This window comes from Hymenobacter sp. M1-2 (assembly GCF_057808495.1).
Genome location: NZ_JBTYZO010000001.1, coordinates 73898 through 94036 on the forward strand (window position 1 = coordinate 73898; position 20139 = coordinate 94036).

Annotated in this window: 16 protein-coding genes and 1 pseudogene; 6 read left to right on the forward strand and 11 right to left on the reverse strand. The window is 60.5% G+C overall.

All coding sequences use genetic code 11. The features are described 5' to 3' along the window. The first annotated feature begins 151 nt into the window (after window positions 1–151). From ACYSMN_RS00325 to ACYSMN_RS00340, 4 genes are all read left to right on the forward strand, one after another. Window positions 152–2341 (forward strand): TonB-dependent receptor, encoded by a 2190-nt coding sequence (locus ACYSMN_RS00325; RefSeq protein ID WP_488921831.1) that lies wholly within the window; start codon window positions 152–154, stop codon window positions 2339–2341. A 291-nt stretch (window positions 2342–2632) separates the two neighbouring features. Then, window positions 2633–3340: a hypothetical protein gene (locus ACYSMN_RS00330; protein ID WP_488921832.1), complete on the forward strand. Its 708-nt coding sequence runs from the start codon at window positions 2633–2635 to the stop codon at window positions 3338–3340. A 64-nt stretch (window positions 3341–3404) separates the two neighbouring features. Further along, the gene (locus tag ACYSMN_RS00335; protein ID WP_488921833.1) at window positions 3405–4496 is read left to right on the forward strand and encodes a sensor histidine kinase; all 1092 of its coding nucleotides are present in this window, start codon (window positions 3405–3407) and stop codon (window positions 4494–4496) included. 111 nt (window positions 4497–4607) lie between these two features. Further along, window positions 4608–5405, forward strand: a complete 798-nt coding sequence (locus tag ACYSMN_RS00340; protein ID WP_488921834.1) for a LytR/AlgR family response regulator transcription factor — start codon at window positions 4608–4610, stop codon at window positions 5403–5405. Between the two features lie 102 nt (window positions 5406–5507). Here the strand turns inward: ACYSMN_RS00340 and ACYSMN_RS00345 are convergent, their stop codons facing one another. Then, window positions 5508–6356 (reverse strand): hypothetical protein, encoded by an 849-nt coding sequence (locus ACYSMN_RS00345; RefSeq protein WP_488921835.1) that lies wholly within the window; start codon window positions 6354–6356, stop codon window positions 5508–5510. A gap of 92 nt (window positions 6357–6448) precedes the next feature. Next, window positions 6449–6892: an ABA4-like family protein gene (locus tag ACYSMN_RS00350; protein ID WP_488921836.1), complete on the reverse strand. Its 444-nt coding sequence runs from the start codon at window positions 6890–6892 to the stop codon at window positions 6449–6451. Between the two features lie 226 nt (window positions 6893–7118). Here ACYSMN_RS00350 and ACYSMN_RS00355 point away from each other — a divergent pair, with 226 nt between their 5' ends. Further along, entirely contained in the window at window positions 7119–7805 is a 687-nt protein-coding gene (locus ACYSMN_RS00355; protein ID WP_488921837.1) for a hypothetical protein, read from the forward strand. A gap of 377 nt (window positions 7806–8182) precedes the next feature. On the opposite strand, the gene ACYSMN_RS00360 is transcribed toward ACYSMN_RS00355, so the two are convergent. Together ACYSMN_RS00360 and ACYSMN_RS00365 are read right to left on the reverse strand one after the other, a co-directional pair. Then, window positions 8183–8551 (reverse strand): hypothetical protein, encoded by a 369-nt coding sequence (locus ACYSMN_RS00360; RefSeq protein ID WP_488921838.1) that lies wholly within the window; start codon window positions 8549–8551, stop codon window positions 8183–8185. 119 nt (window positions 8552–8670) lie between these two features. Then, window positions 8671–10833 (reverse strand): dipeptidyl-peptidase 3 family protein, encoded by a 2163-nt coding sequence (locus ACYSMN_RS00365; protein WP_488921839.1) that lies wholly within the window; start codon window positions 10831–10833, stop codon window positions 8671–8673. 243 nt (window positions 10834–11076) lie between these two features. Here ACYSMN_RS00365 and ACYSMN_RS00370 point away from each other — a divergent pair, with 243 nt between their 5' ends. Further along, window positions 11077–11793 carry a hypothetical protein gene (locus ACYSMN_RS00370; protein WP_488921840.1) on the forward strand — a complete coding sequence of 239 codons (717 nt, stop codon included), beginning with the start codon at window positions 11077–11079 and terminating at the stop codon, window positions 11791–11793. Window positions 11794–12411: 618 nt separating this feature from the next. Here the strand turns inward: ACYSMN_RS00370 and ACYSMN_RS00375 are convergent. The 7 genes and pseudogenes from ACYSMN_RS00375 to menD form a co-directional block, all read right to left on the reverse strand. Next, window positions 12412–13752: a M20/M25/M40 family metallo-hydrolase gene (locus ACYSMN_RS00375; RefSeq protein ID WP_488921841.1), complete on the reverse strand. Its 1341-nt coding sequence runs from the start codon at window positions 13750–13752 to the stop codon at window positions 12412–12414. Between the two features lie 153 nt (window positions 13753–13905). Further along, entirely contained in the window at window positions 13906–15045 is a 1140-nt protein-coding gene (locus ACYSMN_RS00380) for an AMP-binding protein (RefSeq protein ID WP_488921842.1), read from the reverse strand. A 38-nt stretch (window positions 15046–15083) separates the two neighbouring features. Next, window positions 15084–15533 (reverse strand): hypothetical protein, encoded by a 450-nt coding sequence (locus tag ACYSMN_RS00385; RefSeq protein ID WP_488921843.1) that lies wholly within the window; start codon window positions 15531–15533, stop codon window positions 15084–15086. A 186-nt stretch (window positions 15534–15719) separates the two neighbouring features. Next, window positions 15720–16016: pseudogene (locus ACYSMN_RS00390) on the reverse strand (GNAT family N-acetyltransferase); the annotation flags it as partial. A gap of 276 nt (window positions 16017–16292) precedes the next feature. Next, complete coding sequence (locus ACYSMN_RS00395; RefSeq protein WP_488921844.1) at window positions 16293–17045, reverse strand: hypothetical protein; 753 nt, start codon at window positions 17043–17045, stop codon at window positions 16293–16295. Window positions 17046–17222: 177 nt separating this feature from the next. Next, window positions 17223–18047 (reverse strand): 1,4-dihydroxy-2-naphthoyl-CoA synthase, encoded by an 825-nt coding sequence (gene menB, locus ACYSMN_RS00400; protein ID WP_488921845.1) that lies wholly within the window; start codon window positions 18045–18047, stop codon window positions 17223–17225. Window positions 18048–18169: 122 nt separating this feature from the next. Continuing rightward, complete coding sequence (menD, locus tag ACYSMN_RS00405; protein ID WP_488921846.1) at window positions 18170–20017, reverse strand: 2-succinyl-5-enolpyruvyl-6-hydroxy-3-cyclohexene-1-carboxylic-acid synthase; 1848 nt, start codon at window positions 20015–20017, stop codon at window positions 18170–18172. Window positions 20018–20139: the final 122 nt, after the last annotated feature.

Genomic DNA, 20139 nt, shown 5'->3' on the forward strand with positions numbered 1-20139 from the left:
GGAGCTTGCTCCTGGCTCTCCAACGTTGAGGAATTGCTACCCAAACTCATGACTCTTACGCTTCATCTGTCTAATCCGACGCTTCGGTAACCGCAAGTTTCTTTGGCTTCGGTAGCGGCTCACTTTTGAGCATCACTTCACCGCTACCGCCATGAAAACGCTACTCCTCACACTGCTACTTCTGACTCTCGCTTTGGGGTTGCGGGCTCAATCGACTACCATCCTCAGCGGCACCATCCACGACAGCCAGGGCCAGCCGCTGCCAGGTGTGAACGTGTTCCTGCGCGGCACCTTCGAGGGCACGGCTACCGATTCAGTGGGGGCGTTTCGGCTGGAAACCTCGCTGGCCGGGCCGCAGGTACTGGTGCTGAGCCTGCTGGGATACGAGCCGCAGAATCTGCCCCTCACGCTAAGCGGCCAGCCCGTGCAATTGCGTCTCAAGCTGAAAGCCGACCGTCACCAGTTGGGCGGCGTCACCATCACAGCCGGGGCTTTCGAGGCCAGCGACGAGAAGCGCGGCGCCGTGCTCAAGCCCCTCGACATCGTGACGACGGCCGGCGCCCTGGGCGACGTGGCGGGGGCCTTGAACGCGCTGCCCGGCACCACGCGGGTAGGGGAGGAGGGCAAGCTGTTCGTGCGGGGCGGGGCCGCTGGCGAAACCAAAACCTACCTCGATGGCCTGCCCGTGCAAACGCCCTACAACGGTTCGGTGCCCAGCGTGCCGGCGCGGGGGCGGTTTTCGCCCTTTCTCTTCAAGGGCACCGTGTTCAGCACCGGTGGCTACTCCGCCGAGTACGGGCAGGCGCTGAGCGCCGTGGTGCTGCTCAATACCACCGACCTGGCCCCGGAAACGCAAACCGGCGTGAGCGTGATGTCAGTGGGCGGCAGCCTGAGCCGGGTGCAGCGCTGGGAGCGAACCTCGGTAGCCGCCACGGCCGATTACGTGAATCTTCAACCCTACTTCGGATTGGTGCCGCAGTCGTTTGGTTGGGTGAAAGCCCCGCAGTCGATGGGTGGCTCGCTTAGTGTCCGGCACCGTACCGGCGAGGCGGGTATGTTGAAAGTGTACGGTGTGTGGCAACAGCAGCGCCTGAGTCTGCGCCAGCCCAACGAGGCGCTGAACGCCGACCGTACCGTGGCTCTGCGCAACGGCAACGGTTACCTCAACGCCAGCTTCCGCAGCCCCCTGCGCGGCGGCTGGAGCCTGCACACCGGCGCTGCCCTCACCCGCGACGACAACGCCGTGCGCCCCGATGCGGCCCAGGTGCGGGAAATCGAGCAGAGTCTGGTGGCCCGCGTGGTGCTCACCAACGACTCGGCCGGTACCAGCTGGACGCTCAAACTCGGCGCCGAAGGGTTAGGCCAGCAGTACCGCCGCACCTACCAGGAAGCCGAAGATGCGCCGGTGTGGCAGGCGGGCCAGTTTACGGAGCGCCGTACCAGCGCCTTCGCGGAGGCCGATGTGAGTCTGGCGGAGCGGCTGATGGCCCGCGTGGGCGGCCGCGTCGAGTACTCGGGGTTGCTAAACCGTGGTAACGTAGCCCCGCGCCTGGCCCTGGCCTGGCAAACCGGCGCGCACAGTTCGGTGTCGGGCGCGTACGGCCTTTTCTACCAGACGCCCGCCAACGACCTGCTGCGCGTGACTTCGGCGCTCCGCTTCGAGCAGGCCCGGCACGCCATGCTCACCTACCAGCGCACTCACGACAACCAAACGCTACGCGCCGAAGCCTACCACAAAACCTACGACCACCTCACCGTCTTCGATGGCCAGCAACCCACCGAGGCCAGCACCTACCGCAGCACCGGCACCGGCTACGCCCGCGGCCTCGATCTATTCTGGCGCGACCGAAAAACCCTCAAAAACACCGATTACTGGTTCAGCTACGGCTTTCTGGATACGCGCCGCCAGTTTCGGCAGGACCCCGTAGCGGCAGTGCCCACCTTCGCGGCGCGCCACAACCTGAGCGTGGTAGGTAAATATTGGGTGGCCAAACTGCACACGCAAGTGGGCTTCACGGCCAGCTACGGCAGTGCCCGCCGCTACCATAATCCCAACCAGGAAGGCTACAACCAGGGCCGCCTGCCCAGCTACCAGGACCTAAGCCTGAATGCCAGCTACCTCACCACCATAGGCAAGCAGTTTACCATTATCTACGTGTCGGTGAGCAACGTGCTGGGCCGCGAGAACGTGTTCGGCTACCGCTTCGCCAACACCACCGCCCCCGACGGCTCCTACGGCCGCGCCGCCGTCACGCCTTCCGCGCCGCGCATGCTGTTCGTGGGCGTGTTCGTCTCCATCAATAAGAAGCGTCCCGCGGATGTGAACACGGCACCAGAGTAGGCCTCACCCCCTAGCCCCCTCTCCTAGGGGAGAGGGAGGACTAGCTCTAGTTTTATCTAAATCTTAGTCTAAACAAAAGCTCAGCGGGCAATAGCCCGCTGAGCTTTTGTTTTTACAACCTAGAGCTAGTTCCCCTCTCTATGGGAGAGGGGCTAGGGGTGAGGCCCAAGGGAGAGGGTGAGGCCCTACGCTTCATCCGCCTTATCCGACACTTCGGTAACCGCAACTTTCCTCGCGGCTTGGGGCCGCGCACCTTTGAATCACTCATCCACCACAAACCATTTCTCAGTCATGAAAGAGTCACTCCTCACCCTCGCCCTTGTTGCCGCCTCTTTCGCCGCCGTAGCCCAGACGCCGCAACCCGCCGCTCCTACTGCTACTCCAACTGCCGCGCCCGACGCCTATACGAGCATGATGACGGCCACTATCAAGGAACTGCTGACTACCAACGACGTGGCGGCCACGCAGCAGGCCGTGAATAAGTTTGAGCGGGCGGCGGCCGTGCGGGCTACCGATTGGCTGCCGCGCTACTACCAGGCCTATGGCTACGTGCGGCTGGGTTTCCTCAGCAAAGACACCGATCAGCAGGACAAGTACCTTGACCAGGCCCAGGCCGCGTTGGACCAGGCCCGCAAGCTGCCCGGCGCCGATGCCTCCGAGGTGAGCGTGGTGCAGGCTTACTTGTACCAGGGCCGCATTATGGTGTCGCCGATGACGCGGGCCATCAAATACACGGGCCTTGTGGGCGAGAGCCTCACGCTGGCCGAGAAAGCCAACCCGCAAAACCCGCGCACCTACCTTGTGCGCGGCAACGACCTGCGGTTCCGGCCCAAGATGTTCGGCGGCGGGGCCGAAGCCGCCAAGCCCTGGTACGACAAAGCCAAAGTAGCCTTCGATGCCTTCCAGCCAACTTCCGCGCTGGCGCCCAATTGGGGCAAAGGGCAGCTGACGGGCCTGTTGAAAACCTACGAAACAGCTGCCGTCACGGCGCACCAATAGGCTCACTACAACGCTTCCGCCGGGTCTGTAACCAAGGCGGAAGCGTTGTTTTTTCCTTATGTTGATGAAAAATTTATCGGCCTTCGCCATGCCCGATTGCACTCCCGGCTACTTACCCGACAACCGTTCCTGGGCTTCCGTGTCGAAGTCGGTGCGGGTGCTGGGACTGGTGGCGCTGGCGATTAGTGTGCTGCTGAGTTTTCTGAATGGCTGGCAGCATTGGCCGCTGACCTTCGGCTACACCACCACGTACACGTTGGGTTTGTGGCTGAGCAATGGCTTCGCGGTGGATTGGCTCAACGCCCGCATGCCCTGGACCACCCAGCCCCTGCGCCGCCTGCTGCTCACGCTGCTCCTGTCGTTGGGTGGCTCGCTGGTGGTGATTGTGGGCATCCAGGCCGCCTTCCTGACGCTGTATTGGCACCAGCCGCTGCGGATGATACTGGCGCCGGATAACCAGAGTGGGCTGCTGCTGCCGCTCATCATTACGCTCATCATTTCGCTGTTTTTGCACAGCCGCTCCTTCCTGCTGCACTGGCGGGAGGCGGCTATTCGGGCCGAGCGGGTGGAAAAGGAAAACGCCGTGGCCCGCCTCGATTCGCTGCGCCGCCAGGTAGACCCGCATTTCCTCTTTAACTCCCTCAACGCCCTGACCTCGCTGGTAGAGGAAGACCCCAGCCGCGCCGTGCGCTTCATCCGCCAGCTCAGCCAGGTCTACCGTTACGTGCTCGACAGCCAGGAGCAGGAAGTGGTGTCGCTGGCCGAGGAAATGCGTTTCGTGGAGGCCTATTTGTTTTTGCAGCGCACCCGGCTGGGCGAGGGCCTGCACGTGGAAATCAAGCTGCCGCCCGCCGCCGAGCTAGAAACGTTGCTGGTGCCGCCGCTGGCCGTGCAACTGCTGCTCGAAAATGCCCTCAAGCACAACGCCACCAGCCAGCGCGACCCACTGCACATCAGCATAGCGCTGGATGAGCCCGGCCGCCAGCTCACGGTGCGCAACGCCCTGCGCTACCGCCGCGTGCCGGATGGCGAATCGACGGGCCTGGGCCTGCAAAACCTGTCTTCCCGCTACGCCTTCCTCACCAAGCAACCCGTGACGGTACAAAAAACCGAAACCGAATTCGTCGTGACGCTTCCCGTGCTGGAACTGACGTAGCAAGCCGCCTGCTGCCACCCGGCTGACTTCCGGGCCGGCCAAATGATGGTTTTCCAGCCTCTCCACCTTCTTCAACCTTCCCTAAACTTCAGCCTGCTACTACCTTCGCCTATGACCCTTTCTACTTCCCCGCCGCTCCGGGCTCTCCTTATTGAAGATGAACCGCTGGCCGCGCGCCGGCTGGCGGAGCTGCTCAAGAAGCAGCCACAGCCCGTAGAAGTGGTGGGCACGGCCGAATCGGTGGCGGAAGCCGAGGCGCTGCTGCGCACCTTACAGCCGGCGCCGGATGTGCTGTTCTTGGACATTCATCTGGCTGATGGGCTGAGCTTTGAGCTGTTCGAGCGGTTGGAAATCCGCAGCCCTGTCATCTTCACCACCGCCTACGACAAGTACGCCCTGCGCGCCTTCAAGGTGAATAGTGTCGATTACCTGCTCAAGCCCATAGACCCGGAGGAGCTAACGGCGGCCTTGGCCAAGCTCCAGCGTCAGCGCGAAGCAGCCACGCCGACCTTCGACGCGGCGCTGCTGGTGCGGGTGTTGCAGCAGGCGCAGCCCGCGCGCGAGTACAAAACCCGCTTCGTAGTGCGCGTGGGCGAGCATCTGAAAGCCATTCCGGTGGAGCAGATTGCCTACTTCGCCAGCCTCGAAAAAGTAACTCTGCTGCATACCCGCGAGGGCCGGCGTTTCGTGGTAGATTACACGCTGGAGCAGCTCGAAGGTTTGCTCGATCCCACCGAATTCTTCCGCCTCAACCGCGCCTACCTGGCTCACGCCGAGTCCATCCACGACATCATTCATTACACCAATTCCCGCCTCCAAACCATCCTCAAGCCCGCCGCCCCTGACAACGACACCGTGCTCGTGAGCCGCGAAAAAGTAGCCGCTTTCAAGGCCTGGCTGGATAGATAGCTCTTTGGTTTTCGTTTGGTGGTTTTTCGTTGTTGGCTGGAAGTCGATTGATAATTAAGTAATGGGGCCTGAACGCCTAACACCATCGACCTCAACCAACAACTAAGCAGCCCAGACGGGCACGCCGCGCAGCGCCAACCCGAATAGCACCGCCACCAACCCGGCGTACAGTGCAGCCGCTAACCCGGTGAGCAGGGCAGCCCGACGCGGCATGGTACGGCTCAGCCACCAGCCGAGCAGGGGCAGTGCTTGCAGGGCATGCATTCCTAGAAAGTGGGCCGTGCGCAAGTCGCCGGCGCGGGTGCTCCAGCCTAGGCCGGGCAGGCCGGGGCCGCCATCGGGCGCGCCTACGGTGTGCTGGTGGAGATGAATCATCATGCCGCCTAGCACACTGCCGACCAGAAACAGCAGCAGCCCCAGCCGCACGCCCCACACGTAGCCGGCCGGGCCCTGCGGGCGGTAGCGCCACACCAGGTACACGGCCGCTGCTGTGGCTAGGGTATTGAGCATAATGAACGCGCCCATTGTCCCGAACAAGAAACCATCAAAAGAGGTGGCGATATTGAAGTGCGAGGTGGTACCCCGCGCGGCCTGCACGAAAATAATCAGCTGCTCCACCATCATGCTCAGCGCCACGCCCCAGCTAATACGGCGCACCCAGCGTTGCGCCTGGGCCGGCAGGGTGGCCAGCAGCCAGCCCAGCGTCCAGACAAAGGCAACAACCGAGAGGCAGAACTTGATGGGCTTCACCCACACCGGCAGCCCGGTCACGGTACGCTCATCGAAGGGCAGCAGCGCCAACGCCAGCACCAGCAGCGCCACGTTCAGCCAGCCGGTCCAGCTCAGGATTGGATTGGTGCGGTGCAACAGGCGCAACCAGGTAACCACCGCGGCTTGTCCACTAGGAGCATCAGACAGAATAGATGGCGCGGCAGGAGCTTGGGTGTACATGGGTTTCAATGAGTGAATGGGTGGATGGGTGGATGAGTGGATGAGTGAATAAGAGCGAGGCCGCGCCAGCAGAACGACATTCACTCATCCACTCATTCCACCATTCGCTCATCGGAATAAAACCGCCGTACCAGGGCGTAGAGCAGCAGCCCGACTGGCCCAAATAAAAAGGTGAGTAGCAGGCACGGCACCAGCAACAAATGGGGCACGCCGCGCCGCCGCGCATCCAGGCTTTCCCAGATACCGATGCTCATATCGAAGCACAGGTAATGAACCCAGCCCGCCAAGAGCGCCCACGGACTGCGGAACAGCGCCGCCACTTCCGGCAACGAACCAAAACCGCCTTCCGAAGCGTGCGGCCCCAGGTAGTGGCTCCCGATAAGCAGCGCGTAGCTACCGGCCAACAGCAGCGGCAGCGCCCCGCTCAGCACCAACTGCCGCGTCAGGAACCAGCGTGGCGCCAGCAGCAATAGCGCCCAACCGAGCATTGCGAGCGGGTTAGCTAGGGAGAATAGGAAGTTGGGGGTGAGAGCCATGTGAGAAGAGAGGAGGCTAATGAAATAGCACAGGGAAGATACTAGCCCCTTGAAACACTGGTTTTGCTAAAAGGGGTGAAACGTCGTTTGGAACCAGTAAAACAGCCGCCACGCCGGGGCGAATCAACGGCCCGAAGGCGTGCTTGTCTGGCTCGGCGGCAACTCCGGCCGCGGATGGTCGTACCTTTGCCACGTGGCCAGAGGAAGTCTATATAGTAACTGCTCATTGCTGAGCGCGCTGGGCGTGGGCCTGCTACTCGCCGCGCCGGCCAGGGCATCTATCGCCACCGTTGCCCCTCTCCCCGACGATAGCGTAACCGTGCAACAGCTGCACCGGCGCCCGGTGTTTCAGCTCGACATCCGCAATTCCATCCTGAACCGCCGCTTCGTTACCATTCCGGGTATCAAGCTGGGCGTGGAGTGGCGCGGGCGGCTGCGCACGGGCCTGGGCGTATACTTGCTCAGCAGCCCCATTCCCTCGCGCCAGCCTATTCCTCTGGAAATACCTAGTGTAGAACGCTCCGAGCTGCGCCTGCGCTACGTGGCCGGTTACGGCGAATACGTGCTGATCGGCAATCCGCGCTGGGAAGTTAATGGCCAGTTGCAACTGGGCGTGGGCAAGACGTATTCGCGCTACTACTTGCCCGATGGTGAGATAATACGCTCCCGGAAAAAAGTTATCTGGCTCGTTGAGCCTTCTATGGCGGCCCAAATGCGGGTGTACCGCTGGCTGGCGCTGGGCACCGGAGTAGGATGGCGGCAGCCGGTGTTTGTGAACCGCTTCACCGAGCGAGAACTCAATGGCCCCGTCTTCTACGGCCGCGTCAAACTTGCCCTCGGCGACTTATACAAAATAGCGCGCGGCCGCCAGCCCCTGTTCACCCAGCAAGGCCTGCGCCGCAGCGAATGGTGATTCAATGAGTGAATGGATGGAGACCGTGCCGCCGCAGCGCGGCGACATAGTGGTAGACTGGAGACAGAGAAAAAGCCCCGGCGGGCGGCACCAATCGTTAGGTGTCGCCCCGCCGGGGCTTTTAGAATACGTGGCAGAGCGGTTTTACTACCGATATGCCGCCGCGCTGCGGCTCAACGTTCATGCAGTCATGGGTTCCGGTCTGCCCGCTTTTTCGGCGGGCTGACCGGTCGAAGAGCGCGCCACCTGTTAATTCTGAATTGCGACGGCTAAGTAGACGAAACAACATCAGCTAGCGGCGACCGTTCAGCCCGCCGAAAAAAGCGGGCAGACCGGAACCTTCTCCCATTGCTTCATCCACTCATTCCACCATTCACTCATTGCTTGTTCACGTTTACGCCTTGCGAGGAGCGGAGGCGGCGCAGCATGAAGTACTGTTCCTTGTTGCGGAGGCTACCGGAGCTGATATCGCCGTAGACCTGCACTACGTCCCAGCCGAGAGAGCCCATGTAGTTAAGCGCGCTGATATGGGTGGCAAACACCTGAAGTTTGCCCACTTCAAGCTTCGACAACGAGCCGCCCCCCAGTTTTTCGGAGCCGTAGCCGAAGTCGGCGAATACGTCGTCGCCTTTTAGGTGCAGCTCGCAGTATTCGTAGCGGGCCGCGTCGGGAGTGGTTTGCGCGTGCAGCGCCGGAGCCAGCAGCAAGAGAGCCAGCAAAAGGAAAAGAGCGGAAAGGTTTTTCATAGGGTGAATGGTTGAATTGTTACATGGCTTAATGGTTTAATGGTTGCATTGTTAAATGGTTGGTCGTTCAACGAGCCGTCAGAACGACCAACCATTTAACAATGCAATCATTAAACCATTCAATTGTAATTCGGGAGCAGGCGGTATTTGCGGCCGTATTCGAGCATTTGCTGGGCGAAGTCGGTGGGGTATTCCAGCTTCACGTCCACGATTTTGCCGCCGTCTTGCACTGGTACCAGCTTAGGCTGAATGAAGCCAGCGTAGGGCGCGATATTGAGCTTGGCGTAGCGCCCTAGCACTTCCTTATGCAGCGCCGGGTCCACTTTCACGCCGTACGTCTCGACGAGATTCTTACCAGCCGCGTAGTCGCCTTCGCTCGTGATGCGCTGCAACTCGCGCAGCAACTGGCCAAACAGGGCGCGCAGCTTCCCGTAGTCGTTCACGCGGAAGTAGGTTTTGCCGTCGCGGGTCAGCTTCTCAATCACTTTGTCTTTCTGGCCCTTCTCAAACACCCACTTGGCTACCATCTGACGGTTGCGCATGTGGGCTTCTTCCACCGATTCACCGAGCTTGAGGCGTACCAGCTGGGTCATGAGGCCGTTGCGGATATAGTTGTCGTATTGAGCTTTGGCAAACTCGCCGCCAGCAGGCACCACGCCCAGCTTCACCAGCTTATCGTCGGGCAGGTAGTAGAGGGCCACGAGGTCGGCGCGGGCTTCTTCCAGAGCCGAAGCGTAGCTTTTGAGCGTTTCCTTGGGTATGCCCACCCCCTTATTGAGTTGCCCCGAGGCGTGCCCGATTACCTCGTGCATATCGGTGTGAAGCTTGCCAGCCAGACCCGCGTACTGCCGGGCCCGCTGCATTTCGGCTTCATCGTAGGCAAATTCTTCCAGCATACCGCCCGCGTCAGCCAGGCCATAGGCGTCCACGATGTTGCCTAGATTCACCGACTTCGAGCCGTGCTCCTTACGAATCCAGGTGACATTGGGCAGGTTGATGCCTATGGGCGTGGCGGGCGCGGCATCACCGGCTTCCACCACCGTCGTAATCACCTTGGCCGTGATGCCTATCACGTTTTGCTTCTTATGCTCGGGCTTGATGGGCGAGTTGTCCTCGAACCACTGGGCCTCGTCGCCGATGGCCTGAATGCGCTTGGTGGCTTCCAGGTCCTTGAACGACACCACCGACTCGTAAGTGCCGCGGTAGCCCAGCGGGTCGCCGTACACCTCCACGAAGCCACTCACCACGTCCACCCTCGACTTGGTGTCGTGCACCCAGGCAATGTTGTACTCGTCCCACACTTTCAGGTCGCCGGACTTGTAGAACTTCACCAGCTTCTCAAGCGCCAGTTTTTGCTCCGGCGTTTCGGCCACGTCTACGGCCTTGCTCAGCCAGAACACCACTTTGGTTAGGGCCTTGTCGTACATGCCCTCGGTCATCCATTTGCGTTCCTGTACCTGGTTCTGCCGGTCCTTTATGAGCTTGGAGTTGAGGCCGTGGGAAATGGGTTGCGGGTCGTTGGGGTTGATTTTGCGCTTGTAGAAAGCCTCCACTTCGGCCTGCGTCAAGTTCTGGTAGAAGTTGCTGGCGGAGGTTTTCACCAGGTCCTTGCCGGCTTCCTGGTTCACGCGCTTGGGCGCCACGTTCGCGTCAAAGAAAATGGGCGTCATCGTGGTCAGAAACCGCGTCACGGACTCGCCCGGCTCCAGCGGCAACAGCTTGGAGTCGGTAGCAAAAATCAGCTCCTTGAAGTAGGCCGGCGTGCATTCCGGCAGCATTTTGCGGGTGCTGTAGTGGTGGTGAATGCCGTTGCTGAACCACACGCGCTTGGCGTAGGTGGCAAACTTAGTGGCCTGGTCGATTTGCTGCTTGTTGGTGCTGGCGGTGCGGCGCTCTTCGTTGGCGGGCCACACGGCCTGGATGGTGCGCAGCACGCGCAGGTTGTGGCGGTAGTTTTGGTCGTAGGTGATTTCGCGGCCGCTTAGGGCGGCTTCGTACAAGTAGTACAAAAGCTCTTTTTGCTGGGGCTCCAACGTTTCGAAGCCAGGCACCTGGTAGCGCAGAATGCGAAGGTCGGCAAACTGCTCACTCACCACCTTGAACGGTGGTGTATCGGCTACGGTGGAGGTGGGAGTAGGGCTGAAAGCGGCGCGTACGGGCTCGTGGGGGGCCTTGGAAGCAGCCGGCTGGTTGGGCGTGGTGGGGGGTGGCGTGCTGGCGGAGCCGCTGGTTAGCTGAGCCGCCAGCAAAAGCGCCGCAATCGAAAGATGAGGATGCTTCATAGACTAGGTACAAGGGAAGAGCTTTACAAAACAACGGATAATTTCACAATGTCGGGAAGGGTGTTTTGCGGCCGGTTTATGGAATGGGGGAGGCAAGGCAAGCGGGGGTGGGGGCCAGGGCCGGGCCTCTTCTCGCCAAAAAGATAGCCGTTCCTTGCTCTTTTGCCGCAAATGGCCGAGCTTACCGGACCAGCCCGCCGCGGCCGGGACCTAATAATTTTCTTCCTCTTTTCTTTTCCTTCCATGACCAACAAGACGTACTTCACCAACTTCTTCTACCCCCTGGCCGCCTCGCTCTCCGACGACGAGTTTCTGGCCTTTGCCGAGGCCGTGCTCACCAACCTGCGCCAGCCCGCGCAAGCCGCCTCAGCCGCCGACGCCGACGTGCTGGCGCCGCAGGTGGCCGCGTTGCGCGCCGCCCATGGCCAGCGGGGCGTGCAGGGCGAGTCGGCCACGGCCGCCACGCTCACCCAAACCGTGCGCCGCTTCTTGCAGTGGGCCAAGCTCACCAACACCACCAAAGTCTTCCCGGCCTTCCCCGACGCCCGCCAGCCCGAGCGGGTGGCCATCTTTCCGGGCGGCATGACGGCCCTCTACAGCGCCGACTACGCCAACATCCGGCAGCGGGCCAAGTACTACCTCGACAAAATCAGCCAGGACTACGGCGCCCAAACCGGCGTGACGCCCGCCGAGGCCGCCGCCCAGTACCAGCAGCTCGACCAGGCCCTGAGCACCCGCACCGCCGACGCGGCCCGGCAGCGCACCGGCTCGGCCGCCATCGACGAGGCCGAAGCCGCCGTGTGCGAAGGCCTCTACCGCGCCTACGCCGGCCTGCTCTACCGCCACTACGCCGACCCCGCCCAGGCCTACGCCCTGTTTCCGTTTCCGCAAAGCACCGGCCAGCCCACCGACGGCAACCTGCCCGCCCTGCCCAAGGCCCACCCCGCCGACAACGCGTAGCCAATACAGGTTAGAAATTGAATTTTTTCAAGCCCGGCGGCGGCCGGAGCCGTGAGAAATCAATTCGGGAAGGCTCCGCCCTCGACTGGAGGACCTGGAAATCGATTTTTCACCGCGCCGGTCTTCGCCCAAACCAGTAAACTTGTCGTTCCGGGCCCTCCGTCCTATCCCGGAAGGCCCGGAACGGCATTTTCGGGCCTTCTGGTCGGGACCGGAGCGGTAAAAAACTGCTTTCCCGAAGCACCGGCCGGCGCCAGGGGCTTTACAAAAGCACTCATTACAAAAGCATTGCTTCTGGAAGCTTCTATACGGAGGCAATAAGCCCTTGCTCACTATAGGAAGCACCTGCACGCTCTCCTTTCTGGCACGAACGAGAAGAGGCGGAAGCTCCCGGAGCTTCCGCCTCTTCTCGTTTCTGTGGAAAAAGGAGTGCAATGATGGCGTAAGCGCCACTTGTAACGGTTCTTAGGCTGCGTCCGGGATGTAGCGCGAAGCTCCCGCTTCGCGCATCGTTGCTGAGGTTGAACGACTCGCGCGTGAGGTAACAACGCTTGTCGTTCAACGATGCGCGAAGCGGGAGCTTCGCGCTACTGCCCGGACAGCAGCCTGAAACTCGCTCTAGTTGCGCTTACCGGCGTCCGTAATGCGGGTGGGCGTATCCTGGCCGCTCACGATGCTGCGGGCGCTGGTGGCAATGGCCTCAATAACGGTGGTCATATTCTTCAGGTCGAGGCTCTCCACTTCATCATCCACGGAGTGGTAGAGCTTGTCGGTCGGGATTTGGTCGGTGCTGATGCTGTGGGCGGGCACGCCGAGGCGGGCGAGCGTGGCGTTGTCGGAGCGGTAGAAGAGCTGCTGCTCGGGGTAGGGGTCGGGCTCGAACTTGAAGGTGCTGCCTTGCAGGTTGCGCTGCAAGATGGGCCCGAAGTCAGACTTGTCGAAGCCCGTGATGAAGGCCGTGCCGGGCCCAAACTTGGAGACCTTGCCAATCATCTCGATGTTGAACATGGCCACCACTTTGGCCGGATCGAGCTGCTTGGAAAAGTACTGGGAGCCCATGCCACCCACTTCCTCGGCCGTGAAAGCCACAAAGAGGAGAGTACGGGCATTGTCGTTGACTTTCTTGAAGTGCTCGGCCAGCGCCACCACGGCCGTGGTGCCGGAAGCATCGTCGTCGGCGCCGTTGGCGATGGAGTCGCCGGCTACGGCGGGCAACACGCCGAGGTGGTCGTAGTGGGCCGAGAAAACGACTTGCTCGGCGGCTTTGGTTTTGTCGCGGCCGGGCAGCACGCCCACCACGTTGCGAATTTCGCGCTGCTGAATTTTGGTGGCGCCCGTCACCTGAAAGGGCGTGGTGGCGGTGGGTGTAGCCGGGGCCAGCACGAAGACGCTCGTATAGGCTTCCGGTTTTTCAGCGCGGAAAGTGGTGTGCTGTACCTGGGCCCCGAGGCGGCGGAAAATTTCGGCGTGGGCCGGATCAATCAGCACCAGCAGGTTTTCCTTGGCGCCAAAAAGCGCCCCTATCTCCTTGCGAAAATCAGCCTGCGCGCCAATCACGACCACGCGCGGCGCACCGGCCTGGCCGCTGGCCCAGTTCACCCGCTCCTGGCCCGACAGCAGCACCACGTTTTCGGGAGCAACCGCCGCTCCGTTCAGCGTGACTTGCCGCTGTGTGTTCTCGATTTCATAAACCGGAAACACCTGCTCAAACGACGTCAGGCCCGGCAGCGGCTGTAGCCCTATCCGTTTGAATTCGGCCGCCAGAAACTGCGCTGCCTGCGGGGCGCTGGTAGTCAGGGCCCGTCCGCGCATGTCGTCGGCCGCCAGTGTCTTCTCGACCCGCTCCACCGTGGCGGCGGAAACTTTCGTCTTGGCCGCTTTGGGAGTAGCCGCCTTTTGCTGGCTCATCGCCGTGTGTACTGAACCGATGAGGGCCAAGCCCAGGAGAAGATGTTTCATGCCGTGAAGAGTTGGTGCTTAGTGCTTAGTAGTGCCTGGTGCCTGGTGGGTAGTTCTTGGGCTCTAGATAATAGTCTCAATTCAGCTGAACAAGTTGCCTTCTGAACGGACGTCGGTGGGAATGAATATCGTTTCTGGGGTGCTGAGGCAGCGTTAGTGCTCATTGGCTCCGGGGGCAGCGGCCAGGCTGCGCACGGTATTGAGCCTGTCGAGTTTGCCGGATGTGGTGGTGCTGAACTGCGGCACGTAGACTATAGCGCGGGGCACTTCATACTTGTCGAGGCGCTGGCTGAGTAGCTGCAACAGCTGTTCCTGCTGCGCCGGGGGCAGGGCGGCGCCTTCGAGAAAGGCCGTTACCTGCTCGCCCAGGCGGCTGTCGGGCCGGCCGGCCACGAAGGCGCGGCGGTGGGGCTCGCCTAGCTCGGCCAGCACCACTTCCAGCACTTGCTCCACCTTTTCGGCCTGCACCTTCACCCCGCCACTGTTAATCACAAAATCGACGCGGCCCAGCCACTCAAAGGTGTGCTCATCCAGTAGCCGTACCCGGTCGTTGGTGACGATGAGCTGATCCTGCGTGACGTCGGCGCGCACCGTGAGGCAGCCGCGCGCGTCCTGCCCAATGCTGATGCCCGGCAAGGCGCGGTAGGTGGTCGTGGCCTGGGGGCCGTTGAGGCGGCGCAGCGCAATGTGCGAGGCCGTTTCGGTCATGCCGTAGGTGAGGTAGACGGGCGTTTTCAGCGTTTGCAGCTTTTCTACTACGCTGCTTGTTACGGTAGCCCCACCCACCAGAATGCCCTTCATCTGGTTGAGGCGCGGGGCGTGCCCAGCCTCTAATACGGCCCGCAATTGCAGCGGCACGAAAGAAGTGAAATCGAACTGCGCCCCCGCGGGCACCAGCGCCAGCGGGTCGGCGTGCGGCTCCACGATGGTGAGGTGCATGCGCCGCTCGAAGCCGCGCACCAGCATCATCAGCCCACCCACAAACTCGCAATTGAGGCACACCAGCATTCGGTCGCCGGGGCCCAGGTCGAAGTAGTCGCCGGTGCGGCGGGCCGAGGCTTCGAGCTGCTGACGCTTCATTTGCACCAGCTGCGGCTTGCCGGTGGAGCCCGAGGTGCGCAGTCCAAACTCCTGGGCCCCGTTGAGCCACTGTCGGCAGAAGTCGAGCACGCGGGCCTCGTAGCCGTTGAGGTCGGTGGGAGAGTTGGCGGGGTATTGCTGAATGTCGGCGTAGTGAAATTCGCGGCCGTTGAGCAGCAGGGAGTCGGGAAGCAGGGCAGAAGCAGAATCCATAGAAACAAGAAAGCAGGAGCGGCTGAGCAGGCAGGAGCTTAGTTGACCAGCCAGCGTTGGTAGGTTTTGGCCGAAGGTACCGTGAGCCAGCCTAATGTGAGCAGCAGCACGCCGTACGCCAGCAGATCCAGCGCACTGCGCGTAAACACGTACGACACCAGCAAAGGCAGCCCTAGCAGACTCAGCAGGCTGTTGCGCAGCAGCTGGCGGCCCTGGTACACGCGCAGGTTTTGCTCGGCTAGGCGGCGCAGATTAGGTTTCAGATACCGAGCCGTGAGGTGCAGCAGCACCGCCGCCAGTGGCACCAGCGCCACCAGCAGTAGCAGCAGCGGCCACGTAGCCAGCTGCGGTTCCGTGGCAGTTCCGGCGGCGGCCCGGCTGCTGCCACCCAGCACCACGCCGCCCATCAGCACCGCCTGCACCGCGTAGTGCAGCCAATGCCGCCACCGGATGCGCCGAATAGCTTGGTGAAAATCCGCGTCGGTCATGGTAGGAGAGAAAGGCCCGGCAGCCCCCAGCATGGCAGGCTCCCAATTTGAGTACAACCACATCCGCATACGAAGCTCTCCCAGGGAAGGCGCAAAAATTAGCGGGTACCCGCCCTGCAGCAACACGGTACGGCCATTGCCTCTCAACCGCCAACTCGCTAACGCAGGCGCACGGAACAGTCACGGCTACCGGGGCTTTTGCAACACCCACTTCCAGATGAGGCCGTCTTCCTCGTCTTGAAACTCGTCGGTTTGCTGAAAGCCGCATTTCGCCAACACGCTGGTTGACGCATTCACTTCGCCCAAAGTGTGCGCCTGCACCGTCCGCACCTGCTCGAAAGCAAAAGCCCGGCGGACCAAGGCGGCGGCCAGCTCCGTAGCTAAGCCCTGGTTGCGGTAGTCAGTGGAAATTTCGTAGCCGATTTCGACCATTCCAGCTTGGTCGGGTTTGCCTTTGTAGCCGCAGCAGCCAATCGATTTATTGTCGGCTTTATGGCTGGGGAAGTAAGTTCCCTAGCCTTGCTCCTCATCACGATTAGGTCTAAGCTTGATAGTAGGAACTGCCAGCTGTTTCTGATTCTTCCAGGGTAGCGCGAGTTCAGTAGTTGTTAGCAGCTGTCTCAGTAGTGATAGAGTGATATCAAGGAATTTGCGAAGATTACGAGTAGAAAGCGAAATTTAAATAAGGTACAGATGCAGAACGATTTCACAATTACGTCACCTGCCGGTTAGGCGAAAACCATGTTATTGGCTGTAATCTTACCGTTCCAGCAGTGATTTGCAGTTCAGAATATTATCAATAAGCTTTGAAGGTTGATTCTCGTCAAATCTGTCAAACCCTAAAATAAAAGCTGGCTCTGGCATGAAGAATCTTATCAATTCTGTGATTGAATCTACATATTCAGAAGCGTCTCCCTTCGTTGCCATCTGTGCCAAAATATTTAAGCTCCAGGCTGTCTGAGGTTCAGGCTTGTAAACCAGGAAGGGTATTATAAATGGCACATATTTACTAAATAGTGGATTTTCATCGTAAGTAAGTCGTGTGTCAGGCCAAATCCTGACATTGGAGAAATCGGAAAGTGGACGTATCAAAAAAATGCCGTTGTTATTAATTATCGAATTAAAGGCTTCTTCCTTCTTGTTGTTTACAAAAAGTTGAACATATCCCGCTTGCCAAACCGTTGTGCCTTTCGGATTTACAAGTTGATAAGGATGAAATGAGCCTCCTATGATTATTCCACCCTTTACCCCTACTACTTCTTTATATAATTCTCCAAAAGACTTGGAGTCTATAGACTGTTTATACGGGTCGTCTGTTAAGCCGTACAAGTAAAAGCACTCAAAGTTTGTAAGAGAGTCGTCATTGATAGTGCCACTTATATTCTGAGCTGGAGTTGGATGCTCTTTCTTTTTAAATATATCAAATAGTCCCATGTGAAATGTTATTTGATTTTTAATGTAGCCCGCAACATCCAGATAGACGGTACGGGGCTTGTTTGCAGGTGTCTTCAAACACTCTGTTGATGCGTAAGGTAGTAGCTTCATCCTCATTATACAAGGCGTGGACGTCAGAGGCTACAATGGGTGTGCTGTGAATCCCGCTCAGCCCTGCAAATAGCCCGCGGTGAGCACGCTGCACGAAAAAGCCCCGCCGATAGGCGAGGCTTGGAAGGTTCGGGGCAAAGTCCGTTACGGGAACTTCGGATACTTCGAGAAATCAGGCTGGCGCTTCTCCAGAAAGGCATTCTTGCCCTCTTTAGCTTCTTCGGAGAGATAGTACAGCAGCGTAGCGTTGCCAGCCAGTTCCTGAATACCCGCCTGCCCATCGAGCTCCGCATTGAACGACGACTTGAGCATGCGCAGCGCCAGTGGGCTTTTCTCCAGGATCTTGTGGCACCAAGCCACGGTGGTTTCTTCGAGCTGATCGAGCGGCACCACTTTATTGACGAGGCCCATGTCGAGGGCTTCTTGCGCGTTGTACTGGTCGCAAAGGAACCAGATTTCGCGGGCCTTCTTCTGACCCACGATGCGCGCCAAATAGGACGCCCCGAAACCGCCATCGAAGGAGCCTACTTTGGGGCCCGTCTGGCCGAAGCGGGCATTGTCGGCCGCAATAGTCAGGTCACACACCACGTGCAGCACGTGCCCGCCCCCAATGGCCCAGCCGGCCACCATTGCCACCACCGGCTTTGGAATGGAGCGAATGATCTTTTGCAGGTCGAGCACGTTGAGACGCGGCACGGCATCGTCGCCGACGTAACCGCCGTGGCCGCGCACGCTTTGGTCGCCGCCCGAGCAGAAAGCCTTGCCGCCTTCGCCCGTGAGAATGATGACGCCGATGTCGGTCCGGTCGCGGCAGATGTGCATGGCCTCAATCATCTCCTGCACCGTGAGCGGCGTGAAGGCATTGTGCACCTGCGGGCGATTGATGCTGATTTTGGCGATGCCGCCAGCCTGCGTGAAGAGGATTTCGCGGAACTCCTTAATCGGAGTCCAAGTGAGTTGTTCGGCCATAGTGAGAGATTTTTCTCCGCGAACCTCTGCGATACCTCCGCGTTCCTCTGCGGAAACCGTCGTTCAACGATATTTCCCGCAGAGGAACGCAGAGGCAGGCGCAGAGAAACGCAGAGGTTGTGCTAGGAAAAAGAGGTTTTTACTAGGGTGCGGTAGTGTTCGAAGAAGTCGGCGTTGGTTTTGCTGTCGGTGGTGATTTCGAGCAAAGCCGCGCCGGTTTCGGGTGCAAAGAAAACCGGTAGCACCGATTCAAGTTCAGCGAAAGACGAAACAGCGAAATATCGCAGCCCAAAATCGCGCGCAGTATTTTCAGCCGTGAGGGGCTGGCGGGTCTCGAAAAACTCCTCTAGCTCCGGTTGCTGCCGCGGCCCATCGATGAGGCGGAAGATACCGCCGGCGTGGTTGTTGAGCAGCACCACGCGCAGGTTGGGCAGCGGGTAGTTGTGCCAGAAGGCGTTCCGGTCGTAGAAAAAAGCCACGTCGCCCGTGAACAGTACCACAGGGCGCTCTGGTTGGGCCAGAGCTGCCCCTACCGCCGTGCTCGTGCAGCCATCGATGCCGCTGGTCCCCCGGTTGGCAAACACTTCAATGGTGCGGGCCGCGGGCAGCCCAATAATGTTGGCGTAGCGCACGGCCATGCTGTTGGCGAGGTGCAGCGCCGTACGGTCGGGCAGTTGGCCCAGGGCGTGGTGGAAGGCCGTGAATTCATTGAACGGCTGTTCTGGCCGCGCGAAAAACTCCTCCAGAAACCCCGTCGCCCAATTGTCAGCCTTCTGCCAGGGCTTTAGATAAGCGGCTTTGGTGCTGGCTTCCGCATCGGAGAGGGCGCTGCCGCCACGCGGCCAGGTGAGGCGTACCGGCTGCGCCACGCGGGTGGCATCTTGCGCGGCAGTGAGGGTGGGCGTGGTCGTGTAAGGAGTCGAACCGGCATCCTCGTCTGTTAGTGCAGTGAAGAAGTCCGCCGGCTCCATCCGAATCACCCGCGTCAGGGCTTGGAAGGTATCGGCGGCGGGCCCGGCGGGCTGGATGTGCCAGTGCTGCGCCGGTTTGGCATTGCGCAGGTAGAGCTTTAGGGCTTTCGAGATGAGCGACTGGCCGAAGGTGATGAGCAGGTCCGGCCGCAGTGCTTCCTTGAGGCCTGGTTCCGGCACCGCCATAAACACGTCTTGGCGGCTCAGCGGCGCGTAGCGCAGGTCGTAGTCGGCCGCCACGGGCTGATGCAGGTTGGCAATAATGTCGCCCACAGCCGGCACTTGGTAGGCCGCCGCAAACCGCCGCAACGCCAGCAGCAGCGCCTCGTCGTGCGGCTGCTGGCCGCCTACCACCAGCACCCGGCCGGTGCTTCGAATAGTGTCGCGCAGGGCGGCCAACTCAGTAACGGGCAGTTGCGGCCGGCCGGGCTGCTCCCGAATAATCCTGACTGTCTCGTAGCGGATTTCTTCGCCGGCTTTCGGGTAGAAAGGCTCCCGCAAAGGCACGTTCACCTGCACCGGCCCGGCTGGGAACTGCTCCGCCAGCCCAATCGCTTCCGACACCAAACGGGCGCTGTGCCAGGCGGCGTCGGCGTGCGAGGTATCGGCCGGAAAATGGAAGGAACCTTTGGCATGCGCGCCGTAGAGGTCGGTTTGGCGGATGGTCTGGCCGTCGAGCTGGTCTATCCACTCCGGTGGCCGGTCGGCGGTGAAGACGACGAGCGGAATGCGCTGGAAGTAAGCCTCCGCTACGGCCGGCGCGTAGTTGAGGCCTGCGGTGCCCGAGGTGCACACCAGCGCCACGGCCCGCCGCTGCGCTTGCGCCAGGCCCAGCCCAATAAAAGCCGCGGCCCGTTCATCCGGCACCGTCCGCACCCGAATACGGGGATGACGCGCGAAGGCAATGGTCAGCGGCGCACACCGGGAGCCCGGCGAAAGCACCACGTCCGTAATGCCGTGCCGGGCGCAGATTTCAGCAATATTATGAATGGACTTCATGAGGGGAATTAGTAATTAGAAATTAATAATTGGAGGTTGTAGAAATATGGAGGAAAGCTTGTGTTGGATATGAATTGTTTGCACAGCAAATGCGAAGCCGATATCTGCCAATTGTTCATTAC